The 25,007-nt window shown below is 49.6% G+C and carries 22 protein-coding genes; 2 read left to right on the forward strand and 20 right to left on the reverse strand.

What is annotated here, in order from left to right; genetic code table 11:
* Positions 1 to 3: 3 nt before the first annotated feature.
* The 5 genes from J2Z28_RS24620 to J2Z28_RS24640 form a co-directional block, all read right to left on the reverse strand.
* Positions 4 to 2,037, reverse strand: a complete 2,034-nt coding sequence (locus J2Z28_RS24620) for a glycosyltransferase family 2 protein (RefSeq protein ID WP_211084661.1) — start codon at positions 2,035 to 2,037, stop codon at positions 4 to 6.
* 75 nt (positions 2,038 to 2,112) lie between these two features.
* A complete protein-coding gene (locus tag J2Z28_RS24625) occupies positions 2,113 to 4,053 on the reverse strand; it encodes a tetratricopeptide repeat-containing glycosyltransferase family 2 protein (protein WP_211084662.1) in 1,941 nt (646 codons plus the stop codon).
* Positions 4,010 to 6,292: a glycosyltransferase gene (locus tag J2Z28_RS24630; RefSeq protein ID WP_211084663.1), complete on the reverse strand. Its 2,283-nt coding sequence runs from the start codon at positions 6,290 to 6,292 to the stop codon at positions 4,010 to 4,012. The genes J2Z28_RS24625 and J2Z28_RS24630 overlap by 44 nt, the downstream gene beginning before the upstream one ends.
* Before the next feature lie 79 nt (positions 6,293 to 6,371).
* Positions 6,372 to 7,880 (reverse strand): DUF6385 domain-containing protein, encoded by a 1,509-nt coding sequence (locus tag J2Z28_RS31380; protein ID WP_244988513.1) that lies wholly within the window; start codon positions 7,878 to 7,880, stop codon positions 6,372 to 6,374.
* A gap of 45 nt (positions 7,881 to 7,925) precedes the next feature.
* Complete coding sequence (locus J2Z28_RS24640) at positions 7,926 to 8,423, reverse strand: DUF6385 domain-containing protein (RefSeq protein WP_169479932.1); 498 nt, start codon at positions 8,421 to 8,423, stop codon at positions 7,926 to 7,928.
* Between the two features lie 189 nt (positions 8,424 to 8,612).
* On the opposite strand from J2Z28_RS24640, the gene J2Z28_RS24645 reads away from it, so the two are divergent.
* Together J2Z28_RS24645 and J2Z28_RS24650 are read left to right on the forward strand one after the other, a co-directional pair.
* Complete coding sequence (locus tag J2Z28_RS24645; protein ID WP_342357549.1) at positions 8,613 to 9,155, forward strand: hypothetical protein; 543 nt, start codon at positions 8,613 to 8,615, stop codon at positions 9,153 to 9,155.
* A gap of 33 nt (positions 9,156 to 9,188) precedes the next feature.
* Positions 9,189 to 9,770 carry a hypothetical protein gene (locus J2Z28_RS24650; RefSeq protein WP_211084664.1) on the forward strand — a complete coding sequence of 194 codons (582 nt, stop codon included), beginning with the start codon at positions 9,189 to 9,191 and terminating at the stop codon, positions 9,768 to 9,770.
* Between the two features lie 141 nt (positions 9,771 to 9,911).
* Here J2Z28_RS24650 and J2Z28_RS24655 read toward each other — a convergent pair whose 3' ends face one another.
* The 15 genes from J2Z28_RS24655 to J2Z28_RS24725 all read right to left on the reverse strand — a co-directional run bounded on the left by J2Z28_RS24655 (position 9,912) and on the right by J2Z28_RS24725 (position 24,959).
* Positions 9,912 to 10,706, reverse strand: a complete 795-nt coding sequence (locus J2Z28_RS24655; RefSeq protein WP_036606660.1) for an ABC transporter ATP-binding protein — start codon at positions 10,704 to 10,706, stop codon at positions 9,912 to 9,914.
* A gap of 2 nt (positions 10,707 to 10,708) precedes the next feature.
* Complete coding sequence (locus J2Z28_RS24660) at positions 10,709 to 11,569, reverse strand: ABC transporter permease (RefSeq protein ID WP_244988520.1); 861 nt, start codon at positions 11,567 to 11,569, stop codon at positions 10,709 to 10,711.
* 185 nt (positions 11,570 to 11,754) lie between these two features.
* On the reverse strand, positions 11,755 to 12,804 hold the full coding sequence (locus J2Z28_RS24665; protein WP_211084666.1) for an ABC transporter substrate-binding protein: 1,050 nt from the start codon (positions 12,802 to 12,804) through the stop codon (positions 11,755 to 11,757).
* A gap of 337 nt (positions 12,805 to 13,141) precedes the next feature.
* Positions 13,142 to 13,285, reverse strand: coding sequence for a hypothetical protein (locus tag J2Z28_RS24670; protein WP_211084667.1), 144 nt, complete (start codon positions 13,283 to 13,285; stop codon positions 13,142 to 13,144).
* Positions 13,286 to 13,335: 50 nt separating this feature from the next.
* On the reverse strand, positions 13,336 to 13,632 hold the full coding sequence (locus tag J2Z28_RS31565) for a phosphotransferase family protein (RefSeq protein ID WP_280530857.1): 297 nt from the start codon (positions 13,630 to 13,632) through the stop codon (positions 13,336 to 13,338).
* Positions 13,633 to 13,694: 62 nt separating this feature from the next.
* Complete coding sequence (locus tag J2Z28_RS24680; RefSeq protein ID WP_211084709.1) at positions 13,695 to 14,624, reverse strand: Rpn family recombination-promoting nuclease/putative transposase; 930 nt, start codon at positions 14,622 to 14,624, stop codon at positions 13,695 to 13,697.
* 195 nt (positions 14,625 to 14,819) lie between these two features.
* A complete protein-coding gene (locus tag J2Z28_RS24685; RefSeq protein WP_036606722.1) occupies positions 14,820 to 15,458 on the reverse strand; it encodes a helix-turn-helix transcriptional regulator in 639 nt (212 codons plus the stop codon).
* Positions 15,459 to 15,479: 21 nt separating this feature from the next.
* Complete coding sequence (trhO, locus tag J2Z28_RS24690) at positions 15,480 to 16,367, reverse strand: oxygen-dependent tRNA uridine(34) hydroxylase TrhO (RefSeq protein ID WP_211084669.1); 888 nt, start codon at positions 16,365 to 16,367, stop codon at positions 15,480 to 15,482.
* Positions 16,368 to 16,606: 239 nt separating this feature from the next.
* Positions 16,607 to 17,713: a hypothetical protein gene (locus J2Z28_RS24695; RefSeq protein ID WP_211084670.1), complete on the reverse strand. Its 1,107-nt coding sequence runs from the start codon at positions 17,711 to 17,713 to the stop codon at positions 16,607 to 16,609.
* Between the two features lie 60 nt (positions 17,714 to 17,773).
* A complete protein-coding gene (locus J2Z28_RS24700; RefSeq protein ID WP_211084671.1) occupies positions 17,774 to 19,279 on the reverse strand; it encodes a sensor histidine kinase in 1,506 nt (501 codons plus the stop codon).
* Complete coding sequence (locus tag J2Z28_RS24705; RefSeq protein WP_211084672.1) at positions 19,276 to 19,986, reverse strand: response regulator transcription factor; 711 nt, start codon at positions 19,984 to 19,986, stop codon at positions 19,276 to 19,278. Before J2Z28_RS24705 ends, J2Z28_RS24700 begins: the two co-directional genes overlap by 4 nt.
* A 394-nt stretch (positions 19,987 to 20,380) precedes the next feature.
* Complete coding sequence (locus J2Z28_RS24710) at positions 20,381 to 21,220, reverse strand: Rpn family recombination-promoting nuclease/putative transposase (protein ID WP_017691715.1); 840 nt, start codon at positions 21,218 to 21,220, stop codon at positions 20,381 to 20,383.
* Positions 21,221 to 21,305: 85 nt separating this feature from the next.
* Positions 21,306 to 22,202: a helix-turn-helix transcriptional regulator gene (locus tag J2Z28_RS24715; RefSeq protein ID WP_244988514.1), complete on the reverse strand. Its 897-nt coding sequence runs from the start codon at positions 22,200 to 22,202 to the stop codon at positions 21,306 to 21,308.
* Between the two features lie 246 nt (positions 22,203 to 22,448).
* Positions 22,449 to 23,858 (reverse strand): MATE family efflux transporter, encoded by a 1,410-nt coding sequence (locus J2Z28_RS24720; protein ID WP_211084673.1) that lies wholly within the window; start codon positions 23,856 to 23,858, stop codon positions 22,449 to 22,451.
* 237 nt (positions 23,859 to 24,095) lie between these two features.
* Positions 24,096 to 24,959, reverse strand: coding sequence for a carbohydrate ABC transporter permease (locus J2Z28_RS24725; protein ID WP_211084711.1), 864 nt, complete (start codon positions 24,957 to 24,959; stop codon positions 24,096 to 24,098).
* Positions 24,960 to 25,007 lie beyond the last annotated feature (48 nt).

Below are 25,007 nucleotides of genomic sequence, written 5' to 3' on the forward strand. Positions count from 1 at the left end.
AAATTATAGGTGTACCAGTAACATGTTGCACTGGTTGGTGTATTCATCAGCAGAGGCTGCGCCAGGTGCTGTCAGGCGCAACAGGGTGTGCAGGCCCGGCGGGATTGTCTTCGCCGGGCGACCTGTGGCGGCAGGTTGCCGCGCAGTGAGTTGGGCCGATTTGGCCCATTCACGCGCCAGGTTCTGCCGCCCGGCGAGCAGCGCGAGCGTGCCCGCGAGGACTGCGTGAGCGGTGCGCTCCGGGGCGGGCACTTCGTCCGCGTGGGGCTGCTGCGCGCCGTCAGGCGTGCCGCATAGCGCAAGCAGCCCTTCGCGGACGCTCGCGGGTACGCGCAGCAGCCCGCAGCGTGCCGCAGGCGGAAGCGCTGCGAGCAACGCCAGCGCGCCGCGAGGCGGCAGGGCTTGCAGCAGGCGCAGCCATGCGGCCCAGGCGCCTACGCCGGCGAGCGCTTGCGCAGCCGCGAGCACGCCGCTAGGCGCGGGCGCGGCTAGGCCTGGCGTTGCGCCGCGGGGCGGACTGCACGCCAGGCCGCTGCTGCGGGCCGTGGCCCCGCGCAGCAGCAGCGCCTCGGCGGCGTGGGCCGCGGCAGGCAGCGCTGCCTGCTGGCGAGCCGCCGCTCGGGCGTTGCGCACGCCGGGCTGCTTGTGGCCCAGCGCCCACAGCGCCAGGGCCGCCTCTGGCCCGCGCTGCGCATGCGCCGCCCAGGGCTGCAAAGCCGCCCGAGCTGCGGCGTCCTCGCCCAGCTGGGCCAGCGCAAGCCCGGCGGCCAGCGGCTGTGCCCGCAGCGGGCCAGCAAGCGCCGCCGCATGGCGCAGCAGCCACTCCGGCCGATGCGCGGCAAGCGCCGCCGGGATCAGCGCTTGCCATGCCGCAGGAGGCAAGCTTACCCGAGCCGCAACGCTGGCAATGGCATGCGGCCGCCCTGTAGCTGCGGCCAGCAACAACAGCCGCTGCCATGCAGGCAAGCTACCGGGTTGCAGGCCCAGCGCCGCCGTGTATGCGGCTTCTGCCTCTGCCCAGCGGCCAGCCCGCTCATATGCCATGCCTTCCAGCGTCAGGCTGCGATAGGTCCCAGCACCAGAGACTGATGTATACCTGCTGGCCGTGGAAGCAGCTGATTTAGCCTGTTTTAACCAATTCAAGGCCACGTCCTCTCTCCCTTGATCCAGTTCAAGTACAGCACCAAGCTCCAACAAATCCGGAAAATCCTCATACACGGGCGCCCATGCTTCCACCACAGCAAGCGCCCTCTCCGGGCTACCACTCTCTCGCCAAGCGTAAGCCGTTTTCAGCACCAGATCCGAGTGATATCCACACTCCGGTGTAAGCTGTGCCAATAATGGCTGTAACAACCGGAGTGCTTCATCATACTTCGCTTGCTGAAACCATTCGGTTGCCAGAGCATATAACAGCTCCGGTTGATCTCCCTCCTGATTCAACGCGAAACGGATCAACTGCATGTTCCGTGCACCTTTATTTTTGGCGGTAATCACCTGCTCCATATAGCCGTAATGAATGACCTCAAGTCTAGAATGAAGCACACCTTGCGGAATCAGTGCCATGATGGAAGAAGCAATCTCTTCATGAATTCTGCCCTGAAAGGCAATTCGGGGATCAGCTCGGAACAATCGACATACCGCATCCGTCACACGCTCTTCACCGGAAACACCCAACAGACTTGTGACCTGTATCCAGTACCCCCACACGTCATCCCTACTTGCCGCTAACAACCGCATGAGTTCTGTCTTCATCTGAGGGGTCTGTACCCATACCTCATCCGCATCAAGCACCAGAATCCACGGTTTCGTAGCAGCAGCCAGCGAGAGATTACGGGCTTCACTGAAATCTCCGTTCCATTCCGTACGAATTACAACGGCACCATGGAGACGCGCAATTTCAGTTGTATCATCTATCGAACCTGTGTCCACAACGATAATCTCATCCACAACATCCTTGACTGCATTCAAGCACCGCTGGAGTGAACCGGCTTCATCCTTCACGATCATGCACAAACTAATCCCTATGCCCATATTCATCACCACCCCTCACCGGAGTTCAGCCCCACCCATTAGCCCACTGAATTAAGTTGAACTCCCGCTGCCTGATCCCTCTCAGCTCTCAAACCCGTCCGCTCCCGGCAACTCCAGCCGAATATGCTGAACGACAGGCCAACAACGGTGCCGCTGTCCATCTGCATGCTGAGCGAACACCTCCAGATGATGGTCCGCAGCACTGACCAATCCTTTCACCAGCCAGCTGGTTCCCGTCAGGGTATCCGAAGCCCCAGGGAACGAATCAATGTCACTCACCTTCCCGTTTTCCTTTTTCCCTTCCATCTCTTTCTCCTTCTCTCCCGCCAATTGCTGTCGACACATCTGAATCAGGCTATGGAGCTCTTTCCATCTCCCTGACTGTACACATCCTTCCATCATCAGTCCTAGCGCCTGCCAGCCATCATACTCTGCTGCCACATACGTTCCGTCCGTACCGGAGTCCGTGTCCTTCTTCTTTGTCGCTCTCAGACCAGCAATTCGTCCTGTCTGCACAGCAGGTTCCTCATCATTAGTTACTGCTGCACCTACCTGAGAACTACGCTTCAACCACAAGGTCAAGGGATCATCTCCGTTGACTTCCTTCCCTTCTATCCACTCCAAACGTTCGAGCCATCGGGCAGACGAGATCGCGAGCAACCCCTTTTTCCGCTGCACAGGTTCCAGTTTCAGACGCGCCTTATTCCATCTTCCCTGTTGGATTTGGAGCATCGCCTCCGCCACAGATAAACGCTCCCTCATCTCTGCGGAAGGTTGTGAGGATGTACCCGATAACAATTGCAGAGCCGCTTCATAACAACGAGATTGCTCCAGAATGCCCAATACTTTGTGTGTAGCCTCTTCCGATCCGAGTGCAAAACGCTCCCTCACCAGCTCTGGAATCTGATGTTCCTGCCCGGAAACTCGCATAATTCGGAATATCCGATAGAGCGGCGGTAACAGACTGGATTTGGCGCGCACCGCTTCCACGTAAGCATCCACCGCACCCTCCAGATCTGCCCTTCCTTCCAGCAATCGCCCTAACGTATAGCACGTCTGATAGGTGCCGATGCCTTCCTCCGTATGATATATGGGTGGAGGTGGTCCCATACGGACAGCTTCACGCAGCGAATATTCTGCCCGATCTGCATCACCCAATGCGTCTGCACACACCCCGCGATGATGCATCAGATCCGTGTACTCTGGAAAGAGTTCAAGCGCAGCATCGATTCGATCCAATGCCTCCTGCCAGCAATTCAGATGCTGGAGACAACGAACTTCATATTTGAACAGCAAATGCGCGTAACTGGTCACCGCAGGATCAATCCCCATCCGGGCAACACCAAACGTCTCCAAAGCCCGCTCCGATTCCCCCACACGCAGATACTCGACACCCAGATTATAGTGATGGAACGGCTGATCCGGTTCTTCCTCCACTGCCTGTTGCAGCAGGCGGACATTGCGGTTCACCTTATCTTTGCGCTCCACAATCGCCGTCTGATACCCATAATGATGGATGACCATGTCCGTCACATGAAAAGCAGCCTCTGGGTTCCTACGGCAAATCGCCGCCGCAATCTGCTCATGAATTCGACCTTCGAACCGATGCTCCGGAGCATTACGGAAGAGACGCAAAACCGGATTCACGGTAACCCCCTGCTGACCCGTACCTGTATAGTTGTGAATGTTTAAAAACAATCCGTCACATCCGCTGACCGCCGTCCAGCTCCTGATCTGCTCCCGCGCAGCCCTATCGAGTGCCTCGTCCGCATCAAGAAAGAGAATCCAGTCGCCGGAAGCGCGCTCCAGGCCAGCATTACGTGCTGCGGCAAAATCTTCGCACCACTCAAATCGCACAACCAACGCGCCATATTGCTGTGCAATCTCCGCGCTGCGATCCGATGAACCGGTGTCCACTACAATAATTTCGTCCACCGCTCCCTGGACACTGGCAAGACAATGAGGCAGTAACTCTTCCTCATCCTTCACGATCATGCATAGGGAAATTCGTTCCGCTCGCAAGCTGATTCCTCCTTTCCTTCGCATGGAAAAGCGTACGCCATGGGATGCCTTCGGCCGTTCGCAGCCTTTGTTCCAGTGCAGCATGTTGTGCCGCAAGTGCCCCTGCCGACGAGGAGCGAACCAACTCCTGTCGAAGTGCCTCCATTGCTATTCGCAAGTAACATGCAGCTGCTCCAGCTCGAGCCTGCCGCATATCAGGCTCCAGCTCCAGAGCCTGCTCGAACAGAGACAGCGCCTGATCATAATATCCTTTGGCATACAGCGTTTCACCCAGCCAGAATAACCCTTCAGCATCCAGCTCACTCTCGGTCATGCACTGAATCAGGATGTTCGCGGCTACCATGGTATACCCCTGACGATACAGCAGACTTGCAAACTCCCGCCGTAAAGTTACAGCCGTTCCCCAATGGTCACACATCATCATTGCCCGCAACTCATGTAGTTGCTCAGCAAGTGTAAGCTGTCCTGTCTTTACGGCTTGCTGCACAATCTTTTCTGCTACCATCTCTGCCTGCGGACCCCATTGCATAAGCTTTTGTTCTTGTGAAGCAGGTTTCATGCTTCGTGGCTCTTTAGTTAACTGATTCAGCAGTCGATCCATGACCTTCCATACGTTCTTTTCTTGTGGAAGCGTAGTTGCGAGGAACGCCTCGGATAATCGTAATCCCTTGGCCCAACAAGCCAGTGCCCAATCCATTCTGTGCTCAGCCAGCAGATTGGCTTCATTTACACACCCTGCGCTCCAGTGTTCTTCTGCCAGTTGCAGCGCTTCGGAAACCCTATTCGCACACAACATCCAATGTATTCGATCCGCTACATGGATACGATCAGTACGCGCATCTGTATCCAGCATTTTCGTTGCCTGCTTATATGCCCCACATCCTGCTAGAACATAAATCACTTGCACCAGATGATCCTCATTTGTAACTTCATATGAATGGGGCATTTCACCACGAATCGAATCACCGTGGCCCGATTCCTCGATTCTTCGGCATCTGGCAAGCAATGCTTCTGCTATATTCTCATCCGTTTCACCGGATTGCTGCAGCACATCTGCCAACCCCGTCCATGCCGGAGCATATGTGAACATGCCGTCCAGAGCCAGCCCGTACAGATGTGCAGACTCATTCAGGAATCCCCGTTTCTGTGCAAGTCTTGCCATGGCGGTATAGGCTCTGTAACTGTTAGAACCCGCTTCCGTTACATATGACGCGTCTAACGTGCTACCGCCATCACTGTGTCCAACACGGTCCATTCCCTCCCGGCAGTCCGTTGCTCGGGCATACGATTGATATGCACGCTCCTCCAAACCTTGCAGCTCCAATGTCTCCCCATACAACAGGTGCAGATCGGCATAAGATGGATAACGTTGTCTTTCCACAGCCAGAATTGCATGTGCCTCGTCATAACGTTCTGATCCTACAAGGGTCTTTGCATAATCTCTAACCAGTGTAGAACGATATGGCGCGAGCAGCTCTGTCAGGCGCAATGATTCACTGAACGCTTCAGTTGCCTGTTCGATCTGACCAAGCTGGCAATACGTTACTCCCAGATTGTACAGGTGAAAAGGCTGTGCAGGCTCATCTGCGAGTTCCCGCTCAATCAGCTTTAAATTACGTCTTGGTTTATGTTCCTTCGCAATCGTGGAGGCCAGATATCCATCATGAATCAGACATAGTGGAGCAAGCGGTTCAGTTTCGATCAATTGGCTTTGTTCATCTGTATAAGTCTCGCTCTTATCCATATCACCAGCCTCTTCCTGGGCAAGCTCGCTTGGGCCGCTACGTACCAACTGCTCATGGATGCGTCCCGCATATCGATATCCCTGATGAGCACGGAACAGCCTCACTGGCTGAGAGATAACGCTCTCTTCTACCCCTTCGCCGTATCGATTCTCTATGGTAATACGTAATCTGGAAATGCTTTTATGGACTTTAGGTAAATAATTCAGCAGTTCTTCCAATCCCTGCGGAACGTACTCATCGGCATCCAAACACAGGACCCATTCCGTGCTTGCCAGAGGCAGACTGATATTTCGTGCATTGGCAAAGTCATCTTGCCAGCGGGCGTGCAATAACGTTGCTCCGTGCATTCTGGCGATCTCGAGTGTGCGGTCAGATGAGCCGGTATCGGTGATAAAAAATTCCATTCCGATATGCTTCAAGCTGTCAAGACAGCGGGGCAGGTGACGTTCTTCATTTTGCACAATCATATGGATTCCAAGTAAACGGTTCTTCAAATGCAACCACCTCCAATACAAAAAAAGTACATGAAGTCCACCAAAGGAACTCCATGTACCTATATGACAAGTGAATGGGTTATGTGCCTTGTCCATTGAAGAACACATCAATCGTACTTGGTGCACCAACTAGGCTGGAGCGGTAAGATAGACGTGTATATTTGAGAAAACGCTGCGGAACCAATACATCCACTGAGCCGGACAAAATGCCCGTCACCGTCGTTACATCCGTGTACCAGTTCGATCCGTTCGCACTGATCTCAACGCGCGCATCTACCCGGTTTACACCAGGTCCCCTGTTATATACAAAGAAAGAATACGTACCAAATACACTGGTTGTCACAGCTGGAAGCGGTGTAAAGGTGTTAGCCGTCGGGGTGCTAATGAGCTGTGACTCCTGAAAACTCTTCTGGGATATGGACGTCACGCTGCTGAGCGTTCCCGCCGTAATTGTAGCGCCGAGCACACTGGTGATCGTTCCGTTTAACAGGTTCGTCAGGGTTCCGGCTGTGATCGTTGCTCCAAGCACACTCGTGATCGTACCATTCAGCAAATTCGTCAACGTACCCGCTGTTACCGTTGCTCCGAGCACACTGGTAATCGTTCCGTTCAACAGGTTCGTCAGGGTTCCGGCAGTGATCGTTGCCCCAAGTACACTCGTAATCGTACCGTTCAGCAAATTCGTCAACGTACCCGCTGTTACCGTTGCGCCGAGCACGCTGGTAATCGTTCCGTTTAATAAGTTCGTCAGCGTTCCTGCGGTGATGGTCGCTCCAAGTACACTGGTGATCGTACCTGCGGTAATCGTTGCTCCGAGTATACCTGTGATGGTACCCGCTGTAATGGTCGCTCCAAGCACGCTGGTGATCGTTCCGGCCGTGATTGTTGCTCCCAATACACTTGTGATCGTACCATTCAGTAAGTTCGTCAGCGTCCCCGCTGTCACTGTAGCTCCGAGCACACTGGTAATCGTTCCCGCTGTAATCGTTGCTCCCAATACACTCGTAATCGTACCATTCAGTAAGTTTGTCAGCGTTCCCGCTGTCACCGTAGCTCCGAGCACACTGGTAATTGTACCGGCTGTAATCGTCGCTCCAAGTACACTCGTAATCGTACCATTCAGCAAGTTTGTCAGCGTCCCCGCTGTCACTGTGGCTCCGAGCACACTGGTTATCGTACCATTCAGCAGGTTCGTCAATGTACCTGCGGTCACGGTTGCACCAAGCACACTCGTGATGGTTCCCGCCGTGATCGTTGCTCCCAATACACTTGTGATCGTACCATTCAGCAAGTTCGTCAACGTACCTGCGGTAACTGTGGCTCCGAGCACACTGTTGATCGTACCTGCCGTGATCGTCGCTCCAAGTACACTCGTGATCGTTCCGTTCAGAATGTTGGTAATGGTTCCGGCGTTAATCGTAACGGTCGTCAGACCTGAGATGTTACTGATCGTTCCGTCCAAAATAATGCCAACCACGTTCCCGCTCGTATCGGTTCTGACCGGCTGGACTGTGCCTGTACTATCCTGACCGAAAATCAACGTCCTCAGATTATCCGGATTCGTATTAAACGTTGTAAAGTTAGGCATGTGCCTCGTCCTCCTCCCTGGTCAAATCTGTGTGATCATACTCCCTTACGGCATACGCTGTGCCTGAAAGTAAACATCGAGCCGGGTCGGTTGATCCGGTTCAACGGATCGAATTGCAAGCCGGGTATAATGCAAAAATCGCAAAGGTACCAGCGCTTTGGTCTGTCCTCCCGCGACCACCTCCTGGCTGTCCACAGCATAATCCACGGCATTTGGGCTGATCTGGATCTGTACAAGAGCCGGATGTTTTCCCCGATTCACAACGCCATAGGTATACATACTGAGTGATGAGGTGTCTTGTGCCGGGAGTGAGTGTATGCTGCTACTGGTCTCGGCTCCGACATACGTATGCTCTGTAAAACAATGAATAGCACCAGGGAGTTTCGTACGTGAGGAAGCACCCTGCTTGAACCGGGGACGAGTGATCCGGGAACAAGGGGGTTTCAGCAATTTAGCGCGGCAGGAATGACGGGAGCGACGACGGCTAACATATTTAGTTGGTTGCTTCGTTCTCTTCTTGCTTCGCTTCGCTGTTCGACTCATCTCGATTTCCCCTTAAAAAATGTGCTTACGCATCGTATGCCCGGATCGGAAATACGGGCACGGCATCTGCCGTTATTTCCGGATTTGTGGCGCAGTCCCCAATCCATTTTGCTTGTTTTCACATACACTGCAAGTACAATGAAATGCGAATCAATCGGAATGTTGCTCAAATGAACTGGTCTATGGGAGGTGGATGAGATCACCAACTACAATATATTCAACCAATCGAATGGTCCCCTGTTTACTCAACTGACCAATACCTTCTCGGCCCCAGGCATTGAAGCGTCACCAGACAGTGGTGCAGCTGCTGCAGGCAGTTTTTTTGCCTTAACGACCAACAATACCGCAATTCCTGCCAGCCAAAACCTTCTTCTACAGATCCTGAATGGAGCCGGTAGTGGCAGAACATTACGCATATCCAGCCTCACGGGAGGCACAACAGCAGCAGCCACACTTGTGATCTATTCGGGAGGAACGGTGACTGCCGGGAGCACACCAGTGCCCGTCAATACGCTACTTGGAAACACCAACGCCAGTGTCGTCACAACGAGACAAAACACGGGTACTCTTGGGGGAACCTTCACGAGCATCGCAAGTATTCCGCTTACCGCAGGTATGTATTCACTGGATTTGAACGGTTCGATTATTGTTCCACCGGGACAAACTTTATCCATTAGTGTAGGCACAGGGAGTCAGACGGGAGCCATTAACCTGTTCTGGTGGGAATTCTGAGTTTGATAATAGTAGAAGAAGGTGGTGTATACAGTGCCAAACAATAATGTATTCAACCCGTTAAGCCAGCCCGTCTATACGTCAAATACCAACACATATACCTCTCCCGGCATTGTTGCCCCACCGGAGAACGATGCCGGCAACACAGGCAATCTGTACAATGCAGGTTCCACCAACTCCACAACACTGGGATTGCTGGGAGGAACGGTAATCGCCACCGTACAATTAGCCAATCCAGCGGGGAGTGGAAAAACGCTATACGTATCACGGCTCTCCGGCGGAATTACAGTGGCACTTAACCTGTTGTCTTCCTTCAGCGGTTCCATGAATCTGACTGCGAATGGAACGCTCACTTCCCCAAGTACACTTACACCGGTGAATAGCAACCTTTCCAGCAGCAATACCAGTGTAGCCACGGTTCGATTCTCTGCTGCTGCGCCTTCAGGTGCGACCCCATTGATGGCAATGCCCCTTCAAGCAGGGCCGTTTCTATCCAATGAGTTCGGTCGTTATGTGATTCCTCCAGGTCAGGCCATTAACCTGTCTGTCAGCGGATCACTCTCGGTTGGTGGACTGATGGCCTCCACTGCTTATTTTGCTTGGTGGGAAGTGTGATTCGTTCAACGATGTATAACAAAGGCCACGTGCAAACAGCCGCCTTCGGATGAGTACCGAAAGCGGCTGTTCTTTATATTGTAGATGGATGATTAAAAATGTTGTCCGATTCCCGCAAAAACGAACAATCGTTCCCTTTTCTTAACCCAGCACGACACGATCATCTGCCATTTTTTTGCCGCTAATCCGTTCGAATTCACCAAGCAACTCAGGGACAGTCAACGTACGCTTGCGCTCTTCGCTGACATCCAGAATAATTCGTCCTTTGTCCATCATGATCAGACGGTTACCCAGACGAATGGCCTGCTCCATATTGTGCGTCACCATCAATGTAGTAAGTCTCATCTCACGCACAAGTGTCTCCGTTAGTTCCGTGATCAGTTCGGCACGTGAAGGGTCAAGGGCTGCCGTATGCTCATCCAATAGTAAAATCTGCGGCTGGGTAAACGTAGCCATTAACAGGCTAAGTGCCTGCCGCTCCCCGCCAGACAACAGACCCACTTTTGCGTTCGGCCGCTTTTCCAGTCCAATTCCCAGCTTCTCCAGTTGCGTGTTGAAAATCTCCCGTCTGGCACGGGTAACTCCGAAGCCCAGTCCGCGTCCTTTGCCACGTTTGTATGCCATCGCCATGTTTTCTTCAATGGACATATGTGGTGCTGTTCCTGCCATCGGGTCCTGAAACACCCGGCCAATCCAGCTACTGCGTTTATGCTCCGGCAGGTTTTTAATGGAACGGTCATTAATCAGTACATCGCCCATATCCGGCTTCATCACACCCGAAATGATGTTCATCAGCGTGGATTTACCCGCTCCGTTACTGCCAATCACCGTCACAAAGTCTCCCGGATTCATCGTCAGATTCACACCGACCAGCGCGGTCTTCTCATCCGTTGTGCCTGGGTTGAACAGCTTGGTTACTTGTGTAATCTCCAGCATGATCACATACCTCCCTTCGTCTGATGACCCCCGGATCGCATCAACTCTTCCGTTCGTTTGCGAGCCAGACTACGCTGCTTCATGGAGCGCTGCATCGTTGGGAATACAAGGGCGATAATGACGATCACCGCGGTGATCAACTTCAGATCCGACGTGTCGAACCATTCGACTTGAAGAGCAAGCGCAACCACAATCCGGTATATAATTGAACCAACGATCGCTGCAAGTGTAGCCCAGAATACCGTTCTTGCACCAAGGATGGCTTCACCGATAATCACGGAAGCCAGCCCGATAACGATCATACCGATGCCCATCGTGATGTCTGCAAAACCTGATTGCTGTGCAATGAATGCACCAGACAGGGCAACCAATCCATTGGATAAGCTGACACCTACAATGGTAGTCACATCCGTATTTGCACCAAAGCTGCGAATCATGCGTTTGTTATCACCTGTCGCGCGGAGTGCCAGTCCAACATCTGTTTTCATGAACAGATCGAGCATGATTTTAAATACCAGCACCACGATAATAATTAGCACCATGACATGCTCACCTGAGAATGGATTATCCATACCCATAATGGATTTATTCGGTGCGCCAAGAATACGCATATTAATGGAGTAGAGCGCGATCATCATCAGAATCCCGGATAACAATCCGTTGATTTTGCCTTTGGTATGAAGCAGACCTGTACAAGCCCCGGCCACCATGCCGCCAGCCATTGCCGCCAAACAGGCGAGCCAAGGAGAGAAGTCATTGGAGATCATAACCGCCGCGATTGCGCCTCCTGTTGTAAAACTTCCGTCTACGGTAAGGTCAGGAAAATCGAGTATGCGGAACGTAATATATACACCCAGTGCCATCAGTGCATATAAAAGCCCCAGCTCGATCGCCCCTTCAATTGAATTCCAGCTTATACTCACGCTACTTCCTCCCTGTCTATCGAAAAGAATGAGGCGAACCCGTTGCATGTCCGCCTCGCATCCATACTGCCGGATTACATTCCGGTCAGATTTTTGAATCAATCTCATAACTCATTAAATTGATTCTATTGAATAATGTTGTTTTCCTGGTCTTTTACTTCCGCTTTCATCTCATCCGTAACCGTGATGCCTTGGGCTTCAGCTGCTTTCAGGTTCAGGATCAGATCCAGTTTGTCCGGAACGGTGACTTTCATATCACCAGGTTTTGTACCATTTTTCAGAATGTCGGCAGCCATCTCACCCACCTGATATCCATGGTCATAATATTTGAAGCCAACGGTTGCGAAAGCTCCTTTTTCAACGGTATCCCGATCACTGGAGAAGAACGGGATTTTATTACTGTTTGCCGTTTGGATGATCGTATCCACCGCACTCACGACAGAATTATCAAGCGTGATGTAGAAAGCGTCTACTTTGCCAACCAGAGAATCCGTTGCCTGTTTTACTTCAGATGTATTCGTAACTGGCGCTTTCACCAGCTTGATATTATGTGTTGCGAGCGCTTTTTCTGCGTTATCTGCCATAACCACCGCATTTGGTTCACCTTCGTTAATGACCAAGCCTACCGTTTTCACATCCGGCAGATTTTTGGCGATAAAGTCAGCCAATTGTACGATAGCCTCCGGATTCGTATCCGATGCACCTGTAACATTGCCGCCCGGCTTGTCCATATCGGTCACCAGTTTGGCACCCAGTGGGTCCGTTACGGCTGCGAACAACAATGGCTTGTCCTTCCCTTGTTGAGCCAGAGCCAGCGCAGATGGTGTTGCGATGCCGAGTACGAGATCATTTTTGGAATCACCCGAGATTTTCTGTGCAATGGAAAGGTTGTTCGTCGAATCACCTTGCGCATTATTGTAATCGATTTTGAGGTTCTTGTTCTCTTCAATGCCCGCTTCCTTCAGGGCTGCGATGAATCCTTCACGTGTAGCATCCAGAGATGGATGTTCAACAATCTGGGAGATGGCAATCTGGTATGATTTTTCCTCGCTGCCTCCACCTGTTGTACTCCCCGATCCTTCGGATTCCGTACCTGTACCGCTGTTATTTCCGCAACCTGCTGCAACGATCATTGAAGCAACCATCATCAGTGACATCCAAAATTTCTTTTTCATGTGTGAGAACCCCTCTCCATCTTATAAAATGTGGTTACCCTTATCGAATTCCATTGACACGATAGGGCGGGACAAAACGAACGCTTCAACGCATTGTTGCTTTGATCGACAAAAGCAGACAAATATAGACTTTTCTCATGCGACTGAAGTCCATGACCCGTGTTGGTGTTTTATTGTTCCCCTAATATTAAGGGGCGTCCCGATATCCGTCAATGGTTGAACCGCTTCCAATTTACTTTCATCGTATGGTTGTGATAGAAAACATTACATAAAACTTAAAAACCACCCACATTGTTCTGTAGATGGTCGCCATGGGTACAGCAAAATAAGGTCCTACTCATGAAAATGGAGTATGAAGTCTTCTTCTAATCTCGTCCACAAGCATTGTTTTCTCCGCTTCCGATATGGCATCCGCGATCAATTTGCGTGCCGCAACAGGAGCAATCCAGGGTTCGATATCTGCATAGCCAATACCGGACAACTTCTCATACTCCTCCATAAAGACACCAATGCTGTACTCTCTCGTCGCATTCAGGACAACCGTCGCTTCATCGGCAGATGCGGGGGCAGTATCGCATATCGAATCATAATAATGTATTCGGCCAAGTCTGCTTCCGGATTCCCGGTAGAGGCATTGTTCCAGTCAATAATGATTGCATCATGATCTCGAAGGAGTATGTTACCCGGGTTGGGATCACCGTGACATAGTTGCTGCTTCATCGGTAATTGATCCAATTGGGCAATCACGGCAGCTTTCTCCGCTTGAGATAAGTATCGTGCTTCATCATGAGATTTTTCATATTTAAAATTTTCAAAAAAAAGAGGCATCCCTCCCAATGTACTTTGGGTATGGTCACCTTATATCGATCAATGGATAGCTCCAGAGTGCTTTATTCCTTTTCTTTTTGCAGTTCTTCTAATTCAGATGGTGTTAGCCCGGTAGCTTTAATAATAGTAGCCTGATCAAGACCTAAAGTGAGCATATTCATTGCGATTTTCCGCTTGCTCTCAGCTTCACCTTCTTTGATTCCTTCTTTGATTCCCTCTTTGATCCCTTCTTCGATTCCTTTTTGAATTCCTTCCTCCATGCCTTTCTTGAGACCCTCTTCTCGTGCGCCCTCAATCATGGAAGCTTCGTCCCATAGAAATTTCTGACGGTCAATATATCGTTGACGTGCTTGCTCATCCTGGCTCAGAAACTCTAATACACTCATGGCTTTTTTCAAAGCCGGTTCGGGTTCGTGCATCATTAACGCCTCCCAGCTTGATTTAGTCATTCCTTTCAGAAATAACAGCCAACGCACCAATCCATCCTTCATTTGAATATTTTCATCATTTAGCTTTGGTATTTCCATAAAATGAATCTCTATAACATCCGTCAACGGAATATCGGTATGGTCTTCTCTTAAATGAAATACGTTGTGGTACTGATCATTAGCGAGCATTTTGAAATTAACAATGTTGATCGCAACGCATTTTTTGAGTTGACTATATCTCTGTCCTTCAAGTAATTGTCCAGAATATTGTTTACCCCAGTAGAACAAAGTCCTCTTCTCTAAATCATACTGATTAAACAACTGCATTTCAACATTAATTAGCTCACCTTGATCTGTTTTGGCCCGTATGTCCAGAATGGACTGTTTATCTCTCGGGGTATCCTTGTCCAGATAAGGATTGATCAATACAATCTCGGTCAGTAAGGATTCACCTGCATTTTTGAAGGTGTGATTCAGAAAAGCCAGAAGAACATCCTTATTCTCTTCACTTCCAAAGATTCGTTTAAACACATAATCGTTCTTGGGATCAAGTAACTCTGTCATCATTATTCACTCCTACGCGCAAAATGAACAGGATATATCTGCTGAAGTATCAGCAAATATAAGGATGCGAACATGCACTGGATGTTAACTCTATTATAACACGCATCGCCATATGGAAATAGCGTTTATACGTAATTAACTATCAAAAAAAGAGACTATTTCGACGAATCGAAACAATCTCTTTGTATAAACCAACTAATTTCCCGACGCTTCGCGAATCTCATACTTGCACCTTTTGCCGCCATCGGCGTAACATTCGGTACGCTCCACCTCAGCTTGAAGCAGCGAGCGAAACAGTTCCAGTTCACAGCGGCAAGCCTGCTTGTAGACACTCGCGACTTGTACGATCGGGCAGTTCATTTCCGTAATGACGTAAGTTCCATCGTCTTCTCTGGACGCATCCGCCATATATCCATTGGCATTCTGGATTCGCGCGAGTTCCTCCACCCGTCCGGCCAGATCCTGGCCCTCCATCTGTGGCAATCCGCTGCGAAGCAGCTTGTCCCGGCGACTCTCGAACAACGCATCTACCACACCGCTACCGGCTGAGTCAGACAATTCTTCAAGAAGTTCCAGCGTAAGGGACGAATATGATTTTGGAAAAAAGCTGTCCCCGCGCACCGTCAATTGGTACACCGAGGACGGACGTCCGGCCGTAGCCCGGGCCTCCCGAACCTCAATCCATCCGTCCTGCTCCAGTGCCGTCAGATGACGGCGAATGGCCATGCCGGTCAGGCCCAGATCAGCTGTCATTTCCCTCGCGGTCAATGTACCTTGCTGCTTCAGCATGAACAAAATCCGTTCACGCGTCGTTCGTTCCTCTTCGCGCTTCACGATCAGCACCTGCTCTCCTGCTTATGCGTGTACCGGTGCTGCCTCCCGGCAGGCATCCGAGCAAAAGCGGTTATGCGTCTCTTCGCAATCCTCACAGCTTACGTGCTGCAGGTTGCAGGTTGGACAATTAATATATCGGTCATGTGTCGTTCCACAGTGATAACAGCTGGCAATGACGATATCTTCTTCTGTCCGGTTAATCGGTACAGAGATACGCTCGTCAAACACGTAACACTTACCATCGAACAGATGGCCTTGTACTTCTGGGTCTTTACCATACGTGACAATACCGCCGTCCAATTGAGCCACATCCTGGAATCCTTCATTGATCATGAACCCGGTCAGCTTCTCGCAGCGAATGCCGCCCGTGCAATAGGTAATAATCGTTTTGTCCTTCATGTCACCCAGGTTCTCCCGAATCCACTCCGGAAACTCACGGAACGACTCCACATCTGGACGGATGGCCCCGCGGAAGTGACCAATTTCGTATTCATAATCATTGCGACCATCGATAACGATGACGTCATCACGTTGCAGATGTTCATGGAACTCTTTTGGCGAAAGGCGTTTGCCGCTAGTCACATTTGGATCAAGGTCATCGTCCACGCGGAACGTAACCAGCTCTGCTTTGTGACGAACAAAGATCTTTTTGAACGCATGCTCTTCCACATCATCAATCTTGAACACCATATCGCTGAATAGCGGATTAGCCAGCATATCTTTCATGTACTGTTCCGTCTGTTCGGGCGTACCGGATACGGTACCGTTGATGCCTTCAGATGCGATCAGAATTCGGCCTTTCACACCCAGGTCCTTACAGTATTGCAGATGCTCTTGTGTAAACGTCTCGGGGTCTTCAATCTTCACGAACTTATAATATAAAAGCACGCGGTACGCGCTGTTACACATGTATATCACCTGTTCCTATTCCATGTTGTTATTAGCCGGATCATCCGGCAAGACGACTACGTTGCACCCTTACTGTTAAAAAGAAAAGAAACAGCCGCCCGAAACATCGTCTCGAACTGCTGCCTGACATTCGACTTTTATTCCTGCATTCTAGTTTATCGGAAGCGGAATAGCTTAGTCAATATAAATGTATAGAAAGGCATGAAAGATATGGAACATATCTGTCCACAACAATCATCCTATTCCGAGATCGTAATGACTGAGGTTACAAAGTGATACGATTCATTCTCCAATACCGCCTGCGATAACAGGATTTTATTGCCTTCCGGGCTCCAGGCGAGTGGGTCAGAAGCGTTGTCCATATCCGCCGAGATCTGGAACTGTTCTGCCGACTCCGTGTTGGAGACAAACAGCCCTTTCTCATTATCATTCTCAGAATTGATGGTGTATGCAATCTTGGAATCATCACCCGACCAACTGGTGCCGAAGATTTGCGTGCCTCTGGCGAGTGTGGCCTTCTCATTGCCTTCCAGATCGGTGAGCACTAACGCCCGTTTGGTATCCGCCGTTCTTTTCACAATCGCAAGCCTTGTTCCATCATTAGAAGGGATGACCCACTCCACACTTTTCAGCACCTGTTTCACGTCTCCCCTCTTCGCATCGTATGCATTCAACTGGCCGTCCTCGCCCGTAATATAATAGAGCATATTGCCTGACACCTTGATACTCCGTACATTGAAATTGCCTGTCTCCACCAGTACTTTTATTGTACCGTCCACATTTGCCGAGATCAGATCACCCTTCATATTGGGGAAAACGACATGTTCATTATCCAGCCACGCGCCCTCTTGGATGAATCCATCCTCTTTACCCGCAGGAGTTGCCTCCCCATTATGCAGATTCAGGATATAGCCTTTGCCCGTATTTTCCTCCGGCTCCCGGTAAAACAGGTACTGACCATCCGGTGACACTAGCGGTGCGCCCAGACTGGCTTCACTTTCCTTGAGCGGCGTGTCTGTGCCTTTCGTCAGATCATACATATATAAGTTATGCGGGTATCTTTCCTGACCTTCAACCGTGACGGGTTTCAAGGACTTGTTCTCTTTGTCGGATACAATCAAGTCGTCACTTAGCCATGCAATCCCGCGCATATTCGGCAATTTATCAATTTTCTCCAGCTTGAAGCTCTGGTACACGGACGTGTTGGTATTATCTTTTACTGTAATGTTGGTGCCCGTTTTCCCACCTTGTGCGTTGCCCCCCGGCTCCGTTGTACCCCCACATGCCGCTGTCGTTACCAGGGCAATGGCTCCGAACGTGCCCATAGCTGCTTGTTTCCAATTCATGATGGTCCCTCCTGGTTTCTCTTGCTATAGACCAAGCATACACATCGCATACTTCCAAAGTTATTCAGACTTGTTTCGAACTTGTAAACTTGCATCAGCCAAAGGGAACATGAGCTGGAACGTCACACCTTCCCCATCTTCTGGATCGCCCGCCAGCAGGGTGATTGTACCGCCCTGTTTTTCCACAAACTGCTTCACGAGAGATAGTCCCAGTCCGGTTCCGCCGGTTTTTCTGGCTCTGTCTTTGTTCACGGTGTAAAAGGGTTCAAAAATCTTCTCCCGTGCCTCTACCGGAATCGGCGTACCCGAGTTATAGATGCGAATGACCGCTTGATGCTCCTGCATCCGCAGTTCATTCTTCACCCGGATCACACCATCCGGAACGTTATATTTAATGGCATTATCCAGCATGTTGATGAAAATATGCATAAGACTCTCCCGATCGCTGCGGATCACCGCCGGTTGAAGATCCAGTTCCATGTTCAGCGCAAACTTCTCCGCTTTCCCACGCATCCGGCCACAGGCATCCTTCAGCAGAGCACTGACCTCTACATCTTCGGCCTGGTTCTCGAAGTCGTACTTTTCCAGGGCAGATAAATGTAAGACTTTCTCGACCATCTCGTACAACCGCTCGGTTTCTTTGCCAATGTTACTTGTGGCATCATCAAGCAATTGCGGATCATCCTTATACATGTCGAGCAGTTCCACATAAGCTTTGATCGACGTCAGCGGTGTCTTGAACTCATGGCTAATGTTACCGATGTATTGTTTCTGCTGCTGTTCCAGCTCCTGAAGTTTCTCAATCGCCAGTTGCAGCTTCTGCTGCTCCACATGCATGGCTGTGATATTTTGCTGAATGGATGTACTCATATAATAGATGCCCTGCCCCAGCTCCCCCAACTCATCCTTGCGCTTTAAAGGAGACTCCGTAATGTAATTCCCTTCGCGAATGGAATCTGCGGACTTTTTCAGCCGAGTAATCGCAACCGCAAACCGATTGTAGAAGAGATAACCTAATATGAAGCTCAGCGCAACAACGGTAATTCCTGCCCATGTGAACAGTTGAAGGATGCGAGTATAGAATTCATGGTAGCTTTGGACCGGATATTGCATCCATACAGCACCCATCTGCCCATCTGGACCGTCCAGTGGTGCGGCGTAGAGCAGGGTGTCCCCTTGTTCATGATAGGCAATTTTATTTTGCAGTGCATAGTTGAGCGTATCCTGAACAATCGCACTCTCCCCGGAACTGATCGATGAACCGACTTGTTGGCCTTTCATATCATAGAGCGCTATCGGCAATCCGGTAGAGTTGGCCAGTTCCTGTGCCAGCCTGCGGCCATTTCGCTGTAAAAAAACGTCCTGATCGAGATGAACGGACTCGGTGTAGTAGGACTGTCGCACATTCAGATTCACCAGCCGTGTCTGCTGTGATAAGATACCTTCAATCTGTGACTGCTGATTGCGTTCAATACCGCGCAGAACCAGTGAACTAAGCACAACCACGGTCAGGATAAGCAAGGCTGCCAGAAAAACACTGAACTTCAGCTTGATGCTGACTCTCATATGGCCCCGCCTGTTTCAGGCGCAGATGCTTTGTAACCAATCCCGTACACGGTCTGTAATTTTTGCTGATCTGTATCTCCGATTTTCTTGCGCAAACGCTGGATGTGAATGTCCACGGTCCGTGTCCCACCTGCATATTCCATGCCCCATACCCGATCCAGCAGATCGTCTCGTGTGTACACACGCTCAGGATTGGACATGAGAATGGTCAGCAGGTCGAACTCTTTTGGTGTCAGATCCAGCTTCTCCTCATTCACGGTCACCGTGCGGTGAGCAACATGAATACGCAGTGTGCCATTCACGATGGCCTGATTCTTCGAATCGTCAGGTGGTGGACTGCTTTTCTCGACACGGCGCATGAGTGCTTTTACCCTTGCGAGCAGTTCACGGATCTCGAATGGTTTGGTCATGTAATCATCCGCGCCCATCTCCAGACCAACGATTTTGTCCACGATATCATTTTTGACTGTTAGCAAAATAATGCCGATATCATCCCGGTCCTCCAGCCTGCGGCATACGCCGTATCCATCAAGCTTTGGCATCATCACGTCCAGAATCATGACCTGCGGCTGAAAAGATGCGACCTTCACCAAGGCCTCTTCGCCGTCACTCGCAGTCTCTACTTCATATCCTTCGCGCCGCAGCGCGTAAGCGATGGCACTGACGATACTTGATTCGTCATCTACCACGAGCACTTTTTTATTCATGGGATTCATCCTCTACGTTACACGAGATAACTTCAAGTGCAGTACCGTCTTCTGATCGCTGTTATCCCCAGATTTTTTGAATCAATTCTCCTAAGAGAAAATCCGGGGATAAAGGGCGTAGCATATGCTTCCGAAGTAGCTTTCTGACAGAAAGCTTTGAACTTCGTTTCTTCAGACTGGTTCTGCACTCTTCGTTTTCGTGTAAATATTCAGTTCTTTTTTATTTATGTTAGCAAGGTCCGTGGGAATTAGCTATGGACGAGTTTGCAATTTGTATGAGAAGCTTGTATCCTCTCAGCTTGGACTTGGCTCTACTTTCTTTATACCCTAAAGGTAACAAAAAGAGCCAACCCGTGATTGGATCAGCCCTTGATCTATAGATTCCCGTTTCATGTTACTGTTTAGGCAATAACTTCTTAATTTCATCTTCAGAGAGTCCAGATGCTTTAACTATAGCAGAGAGATCTACGCCAAGTGTGAGTAATTCACGAGCCATTTCTCTCTTGCCTTCAGCCGCTCCTTCAGCTCGTGCGCCTTCAATCATTGATTTTTCGTCACTCAATGCTTTCATCCGAGCATCGTAGGCCATTCTGGTGGACGCATCCTGACTCAGAAATTCCAGCGTATCCATCGCCTTTTTCAACATCGGTTCATTCATGGCCAGCACCTCCCAGTTTGATGTGTCTATTCCCTTCAGGAATAATAACCAATTCACGAGTCCGCCTTTTTCCATCGGAACAGAATACTGATCCAATTTGGTTAGTTCCATCACATGTATTTCGATATCATCCGTCAAACCAATACCTGTATGATCTTCTCGTAAATGAAAGACATTGTGATACCGCTCATTATCCAGACAGGAATAATTGAGGATATTAATAGTCACGCATTTTTTGAGCAGATTATAGTTTTCACCCTTTTTTATCTGATGAAAGTACATCTCACTCCAATAAAACAACGTCCTTTTCTCCATGTTATACGGGTTAAACAGTTGCATTTCAATGTTAATTAGTTTGCCTTCTACCGTCTTTGCTTTAATATCCAGAATGGATTGTTTATCCTCTGGACTATCCTTATCTGTATACGTGTTAACCACAGTGATCTCCGTAAGAGGAGATTCGCCGGTCTCTATAAACGTGCTGTTCAGAAAAGCTAACAAAACATCTTTGTTTTGCTCACTTCCAAAAATGCGTTTGAACACAAAATCTACTCGTGGATCGAGTAATTCCGTCACTCAGCATCAGCTCCATTCTCACCAGCATTATATCATAATTCCCATATAGCCTCAGCTTGATAATGGATCTGCACTTAAATTGTATCTACTCCTCAAATGACAGATTGAGTGGCTCGTCCGACATCTCGTACTCTGTCTCCATATGTGTCAGTGGTGTGTTCAGATCAACCTCCTCGAAGCGGAAGCTGTCGACCCACACTTTTCCTTTACCGTTCAAAATAACCCCGAATGAAATGACCGCGCTACCCTCCGGTACATCAAGCACAATACTATACTGATTCCATGGCTGCGTACCCGTAATTGGCCGATCATGCATGTTATCAAATTGAAGTACATCATGAACGTTATTATCCACACGCATCCATAATCCGCAGAACGCATCCACATGCTCGGTCTTCACGAATCCCGATAACTTCATCCGCTTACCCACATACTTGTCCGCTCTGAACTGTTGCATCATCGTTGCGAACTCGTTAGGCTCCATAGGCGTAACGGCCTTCAAATATCCTGATGCTTTTCCCTGATGCACTTCAGCTGGATCAATGCCCATCTCATAATTCTGCGGATGACTCCCGGTTAACATCCAACCTGTAATTGTTGACGTCTGATTCATCTGTAATTCTCCTCCTCTGGTTCTTCCTTCGAATAATTTCAGATCGAACAATTTGCGAAAACGTCCCGGCGGCATGCCATATAATTTGCGAAATGCACGGGTGAAGGCTTCCTGACTCTCAAAACCACATGCCAGGGCGATGTCCAAAATGCCCGCATCCGTCGATCGCAGAGTCGTGGACGCCAGACTCATCCGGCGATTGCGGATATAATCCACGATGGTCATGCCCACCTCATTACGGAAAATTCGATGGTAGTGATACGGCGACAACAACGCCTCGGATGCCACTTCTTCCAGCCCGATCTGCTCATGCAGATGAGTCTCAATATAGAACAAACTTTGCTGAATCATTGCACGGTAACGGCTCAACTGAGGTAAAGCCCCCTTCCATATCCTTACTATACGTGAAGGATGTCATCGCCGTTTTGATCATTTTTGCTATCTTTATTTCTCCTTACCTCTGCCGGAGATGCAAAAAGAGCCAATCACGGATTGAATCCTGTCCGTAATTGACTCTTCTGGGAAACTGCTGCCCTGTGGCTACTGTAGAGCCACTTCATTGATCTACAGCAGGTTCATTTAACTATTTGCTTTGTTTATCCGCACAACACTTCGTCAGACAGCCGGTACCGGCTGTGTACCAACCTCTTCGTCATCATGCTCCACCAGTTCATGTTTCTCCCAAGCTCTACTCTTCCAGCGGAAGTACATAATGACCGCGCGGGTCCACTCATCCGCCGCAATGGCAAGCCACACACCAGCGAGTCCCAGATGAAGCTTGAATATGAGTAGGTATCCCAGTGGCAGACTCATGCAGACCATGGAGATCAGACCCATGTATACCGGGAACTTTGCATCGCCTGCCGCACGCAGGGAACCAATGATCACAATATTGCAGGTACGCCCGGTTTCGAGCAAAAGACTGAGCAGAATCACTTGAGCCCCCAGCTTGATAATTTCCGGATTATCCGTAAATATGCTCATCAGCGGCACACGGAACAAAATGATGATTACATCAATGATAACCGTGGCCAGAAGGGCCCATTTTACACTGTCAAAAACACGTTTGTACGCATCGTCTTTGCGCCGCGCACCCACAAGCCGACCTACAATGATCGATGTCCCCATACCAATCGCCATGCTGAACAAGTAGATATAGCTGGAGATGTTACCCGCATACTGCTTGGTTGCCATAGCTTCTGCGCCCAGATAGGTCACATACAGCGTGAACACGAGCTGGCAGGAATGATATACCATGGATTCCATCGCAGACGGAATGCCAATCCGCAGAATTTTGCCAATGAATTTCTTGGACAACTTAATGTAGTATTCGAAATCCACCCGTACCTCGCTCACACGATACAACAACCAGAAGAAGATCAGCAGGCAGATAAACCGGCTTCCCACCGTGGAGATCGCTGCCCCTTCCACCCCAAGTTTCGGCAGGCCGAAGTGACCAAAAATCAATGCATAGTTACCAACAACGTGAATCACGTTCATGAATACAGCAACATACATCGTTTCTTTGGTGTAACCATGTGTACGAATCGTCGCAGCCAGCGCGTTAATGAGTGCCTGGAGGAAGATACCGCCACCAACGATATTTATATACGAACGGGCAAAATCGTAAATTTCGCCTTGAATATTCAGAAGTGTTAGCAATTGTCCTCCGAACAGGAGGAAGACTCCGCTCAGGACCAGACCTACGATAAGATTCAGTGTGATCGCATTACCTGTAACCTGTGCTGCTTCACTTAACTTTTTCGATCCGATATATTGTGCCACTACAATCGCAGCACCATGTCCAATGACTTCCAATACAAGGATAGCGATAGAAATAATCTGATTGGCTGCTCCAACGCCGGAGACCGCATTATCGGACACCGAGCTGAGCATGAGCGTATCCACGCTCCCCATCAACATAAATAAGAAGAGTTCCAGGAAAATAGGCCATGTCAGTCGAATCAGATTCAGATCCTTGGCATCAGAACGAAGGGACTCTTTGGTTGAGGATATTGCTGTCATTTTCTCACCTTTCCCATGTGGGCTTTAATTCTTAGGGTATGTTAGCACAGGTGGTTTGAAAATGCAGTAGTTTTGCGAAAATAGTTGAAAGTTTTTTGTAATTCCATAAATAGGTATTTTCACTGCTTTCATAAAGCCCCACTTCCGTACGCCTGCCAGAGGTTTTAGAAGACAAAAAAGGTCCTTCCCAACTCGCCTTTTAAGCAAGTAATGGAAGGACCTTAAACCCTCAACCTTTTAACCTTTAACAGAACCCGCAGCAATGCCCTCCACAATTCGATTACTCAAGATGAGAAAAGCAATCAGGATTGGCATAATGCTAATCATCAGCGTTGCACCAATGGCTCCCCAATCCGTTGTGTATTGACCAATAAAGTTCTGTACCCCAACAGTCAGGGTTTTGTACGAATCTGTACTGATGAACGTATTAACAAAGATGAATTCATTCCAGTTATAGATCATGTTAATGATCGCCGTTGTGGAAATGACCGAAGACGTCATCGGCAGCACAATCCGAAAGAAAATCCGATGCACGGAGCAACCATCCATCACTGCGGCTTCTTCCACTTCCCGGGGGAGCGCGTAGTAGAATCCAAGTAGAATCATAATGGTAATTGGCATATTAAAGGCAATATAAGACAGGATGACTGACAAAGGATGATCTGTGAGATGAAGCTTCAGGAACAAGCTGAACAGCGGGATCAACGTGGAGTGTACAGGAATCATCAGACCCACCATGAATAGCCCTAATACCAGCGAACGACCCTTCCAGCGCATACGTGTAATGGCAAAGGTCACCAGACTGGCAAACAGCACGGTGACCACCACCGATACCACCGTAATCCATACACTGTTGAAGAAGTATAAGCTGATATTTCCCTCTGTCCATACCTTGACATAGTTTTCCCAACGCGGGGTAGCGGGAAGGGAAAAAGGCGCCATATCGAATACTTCCTGATTATTTTTAAGCGAGAACAACAGCAGCCATACCAAGGGTAAAATTTGCAGCAAAGCTACTAGGGACAAGAGGAAATACAGCAGAACATATCCGAATCTCCTTAACCATGCCGAACCTCGGCTTGTCCCCGGGTAAGTTGGCAATCTAACGGCCGTATCCGTCTTCACCGGGATGGACCCCCTTTCATTTCA

The sequence above is a fragment of the Paenibacillus xylanexedens genome (genome assembly GCF_017874615.1).
Taxonomy (GTDB): domain Bacteria; phylum Bacillota; class Bacilli; order Paenibacillales; family Paenibacillaceae; genus Paenibacillus; species Paenibacillus xylanexedens.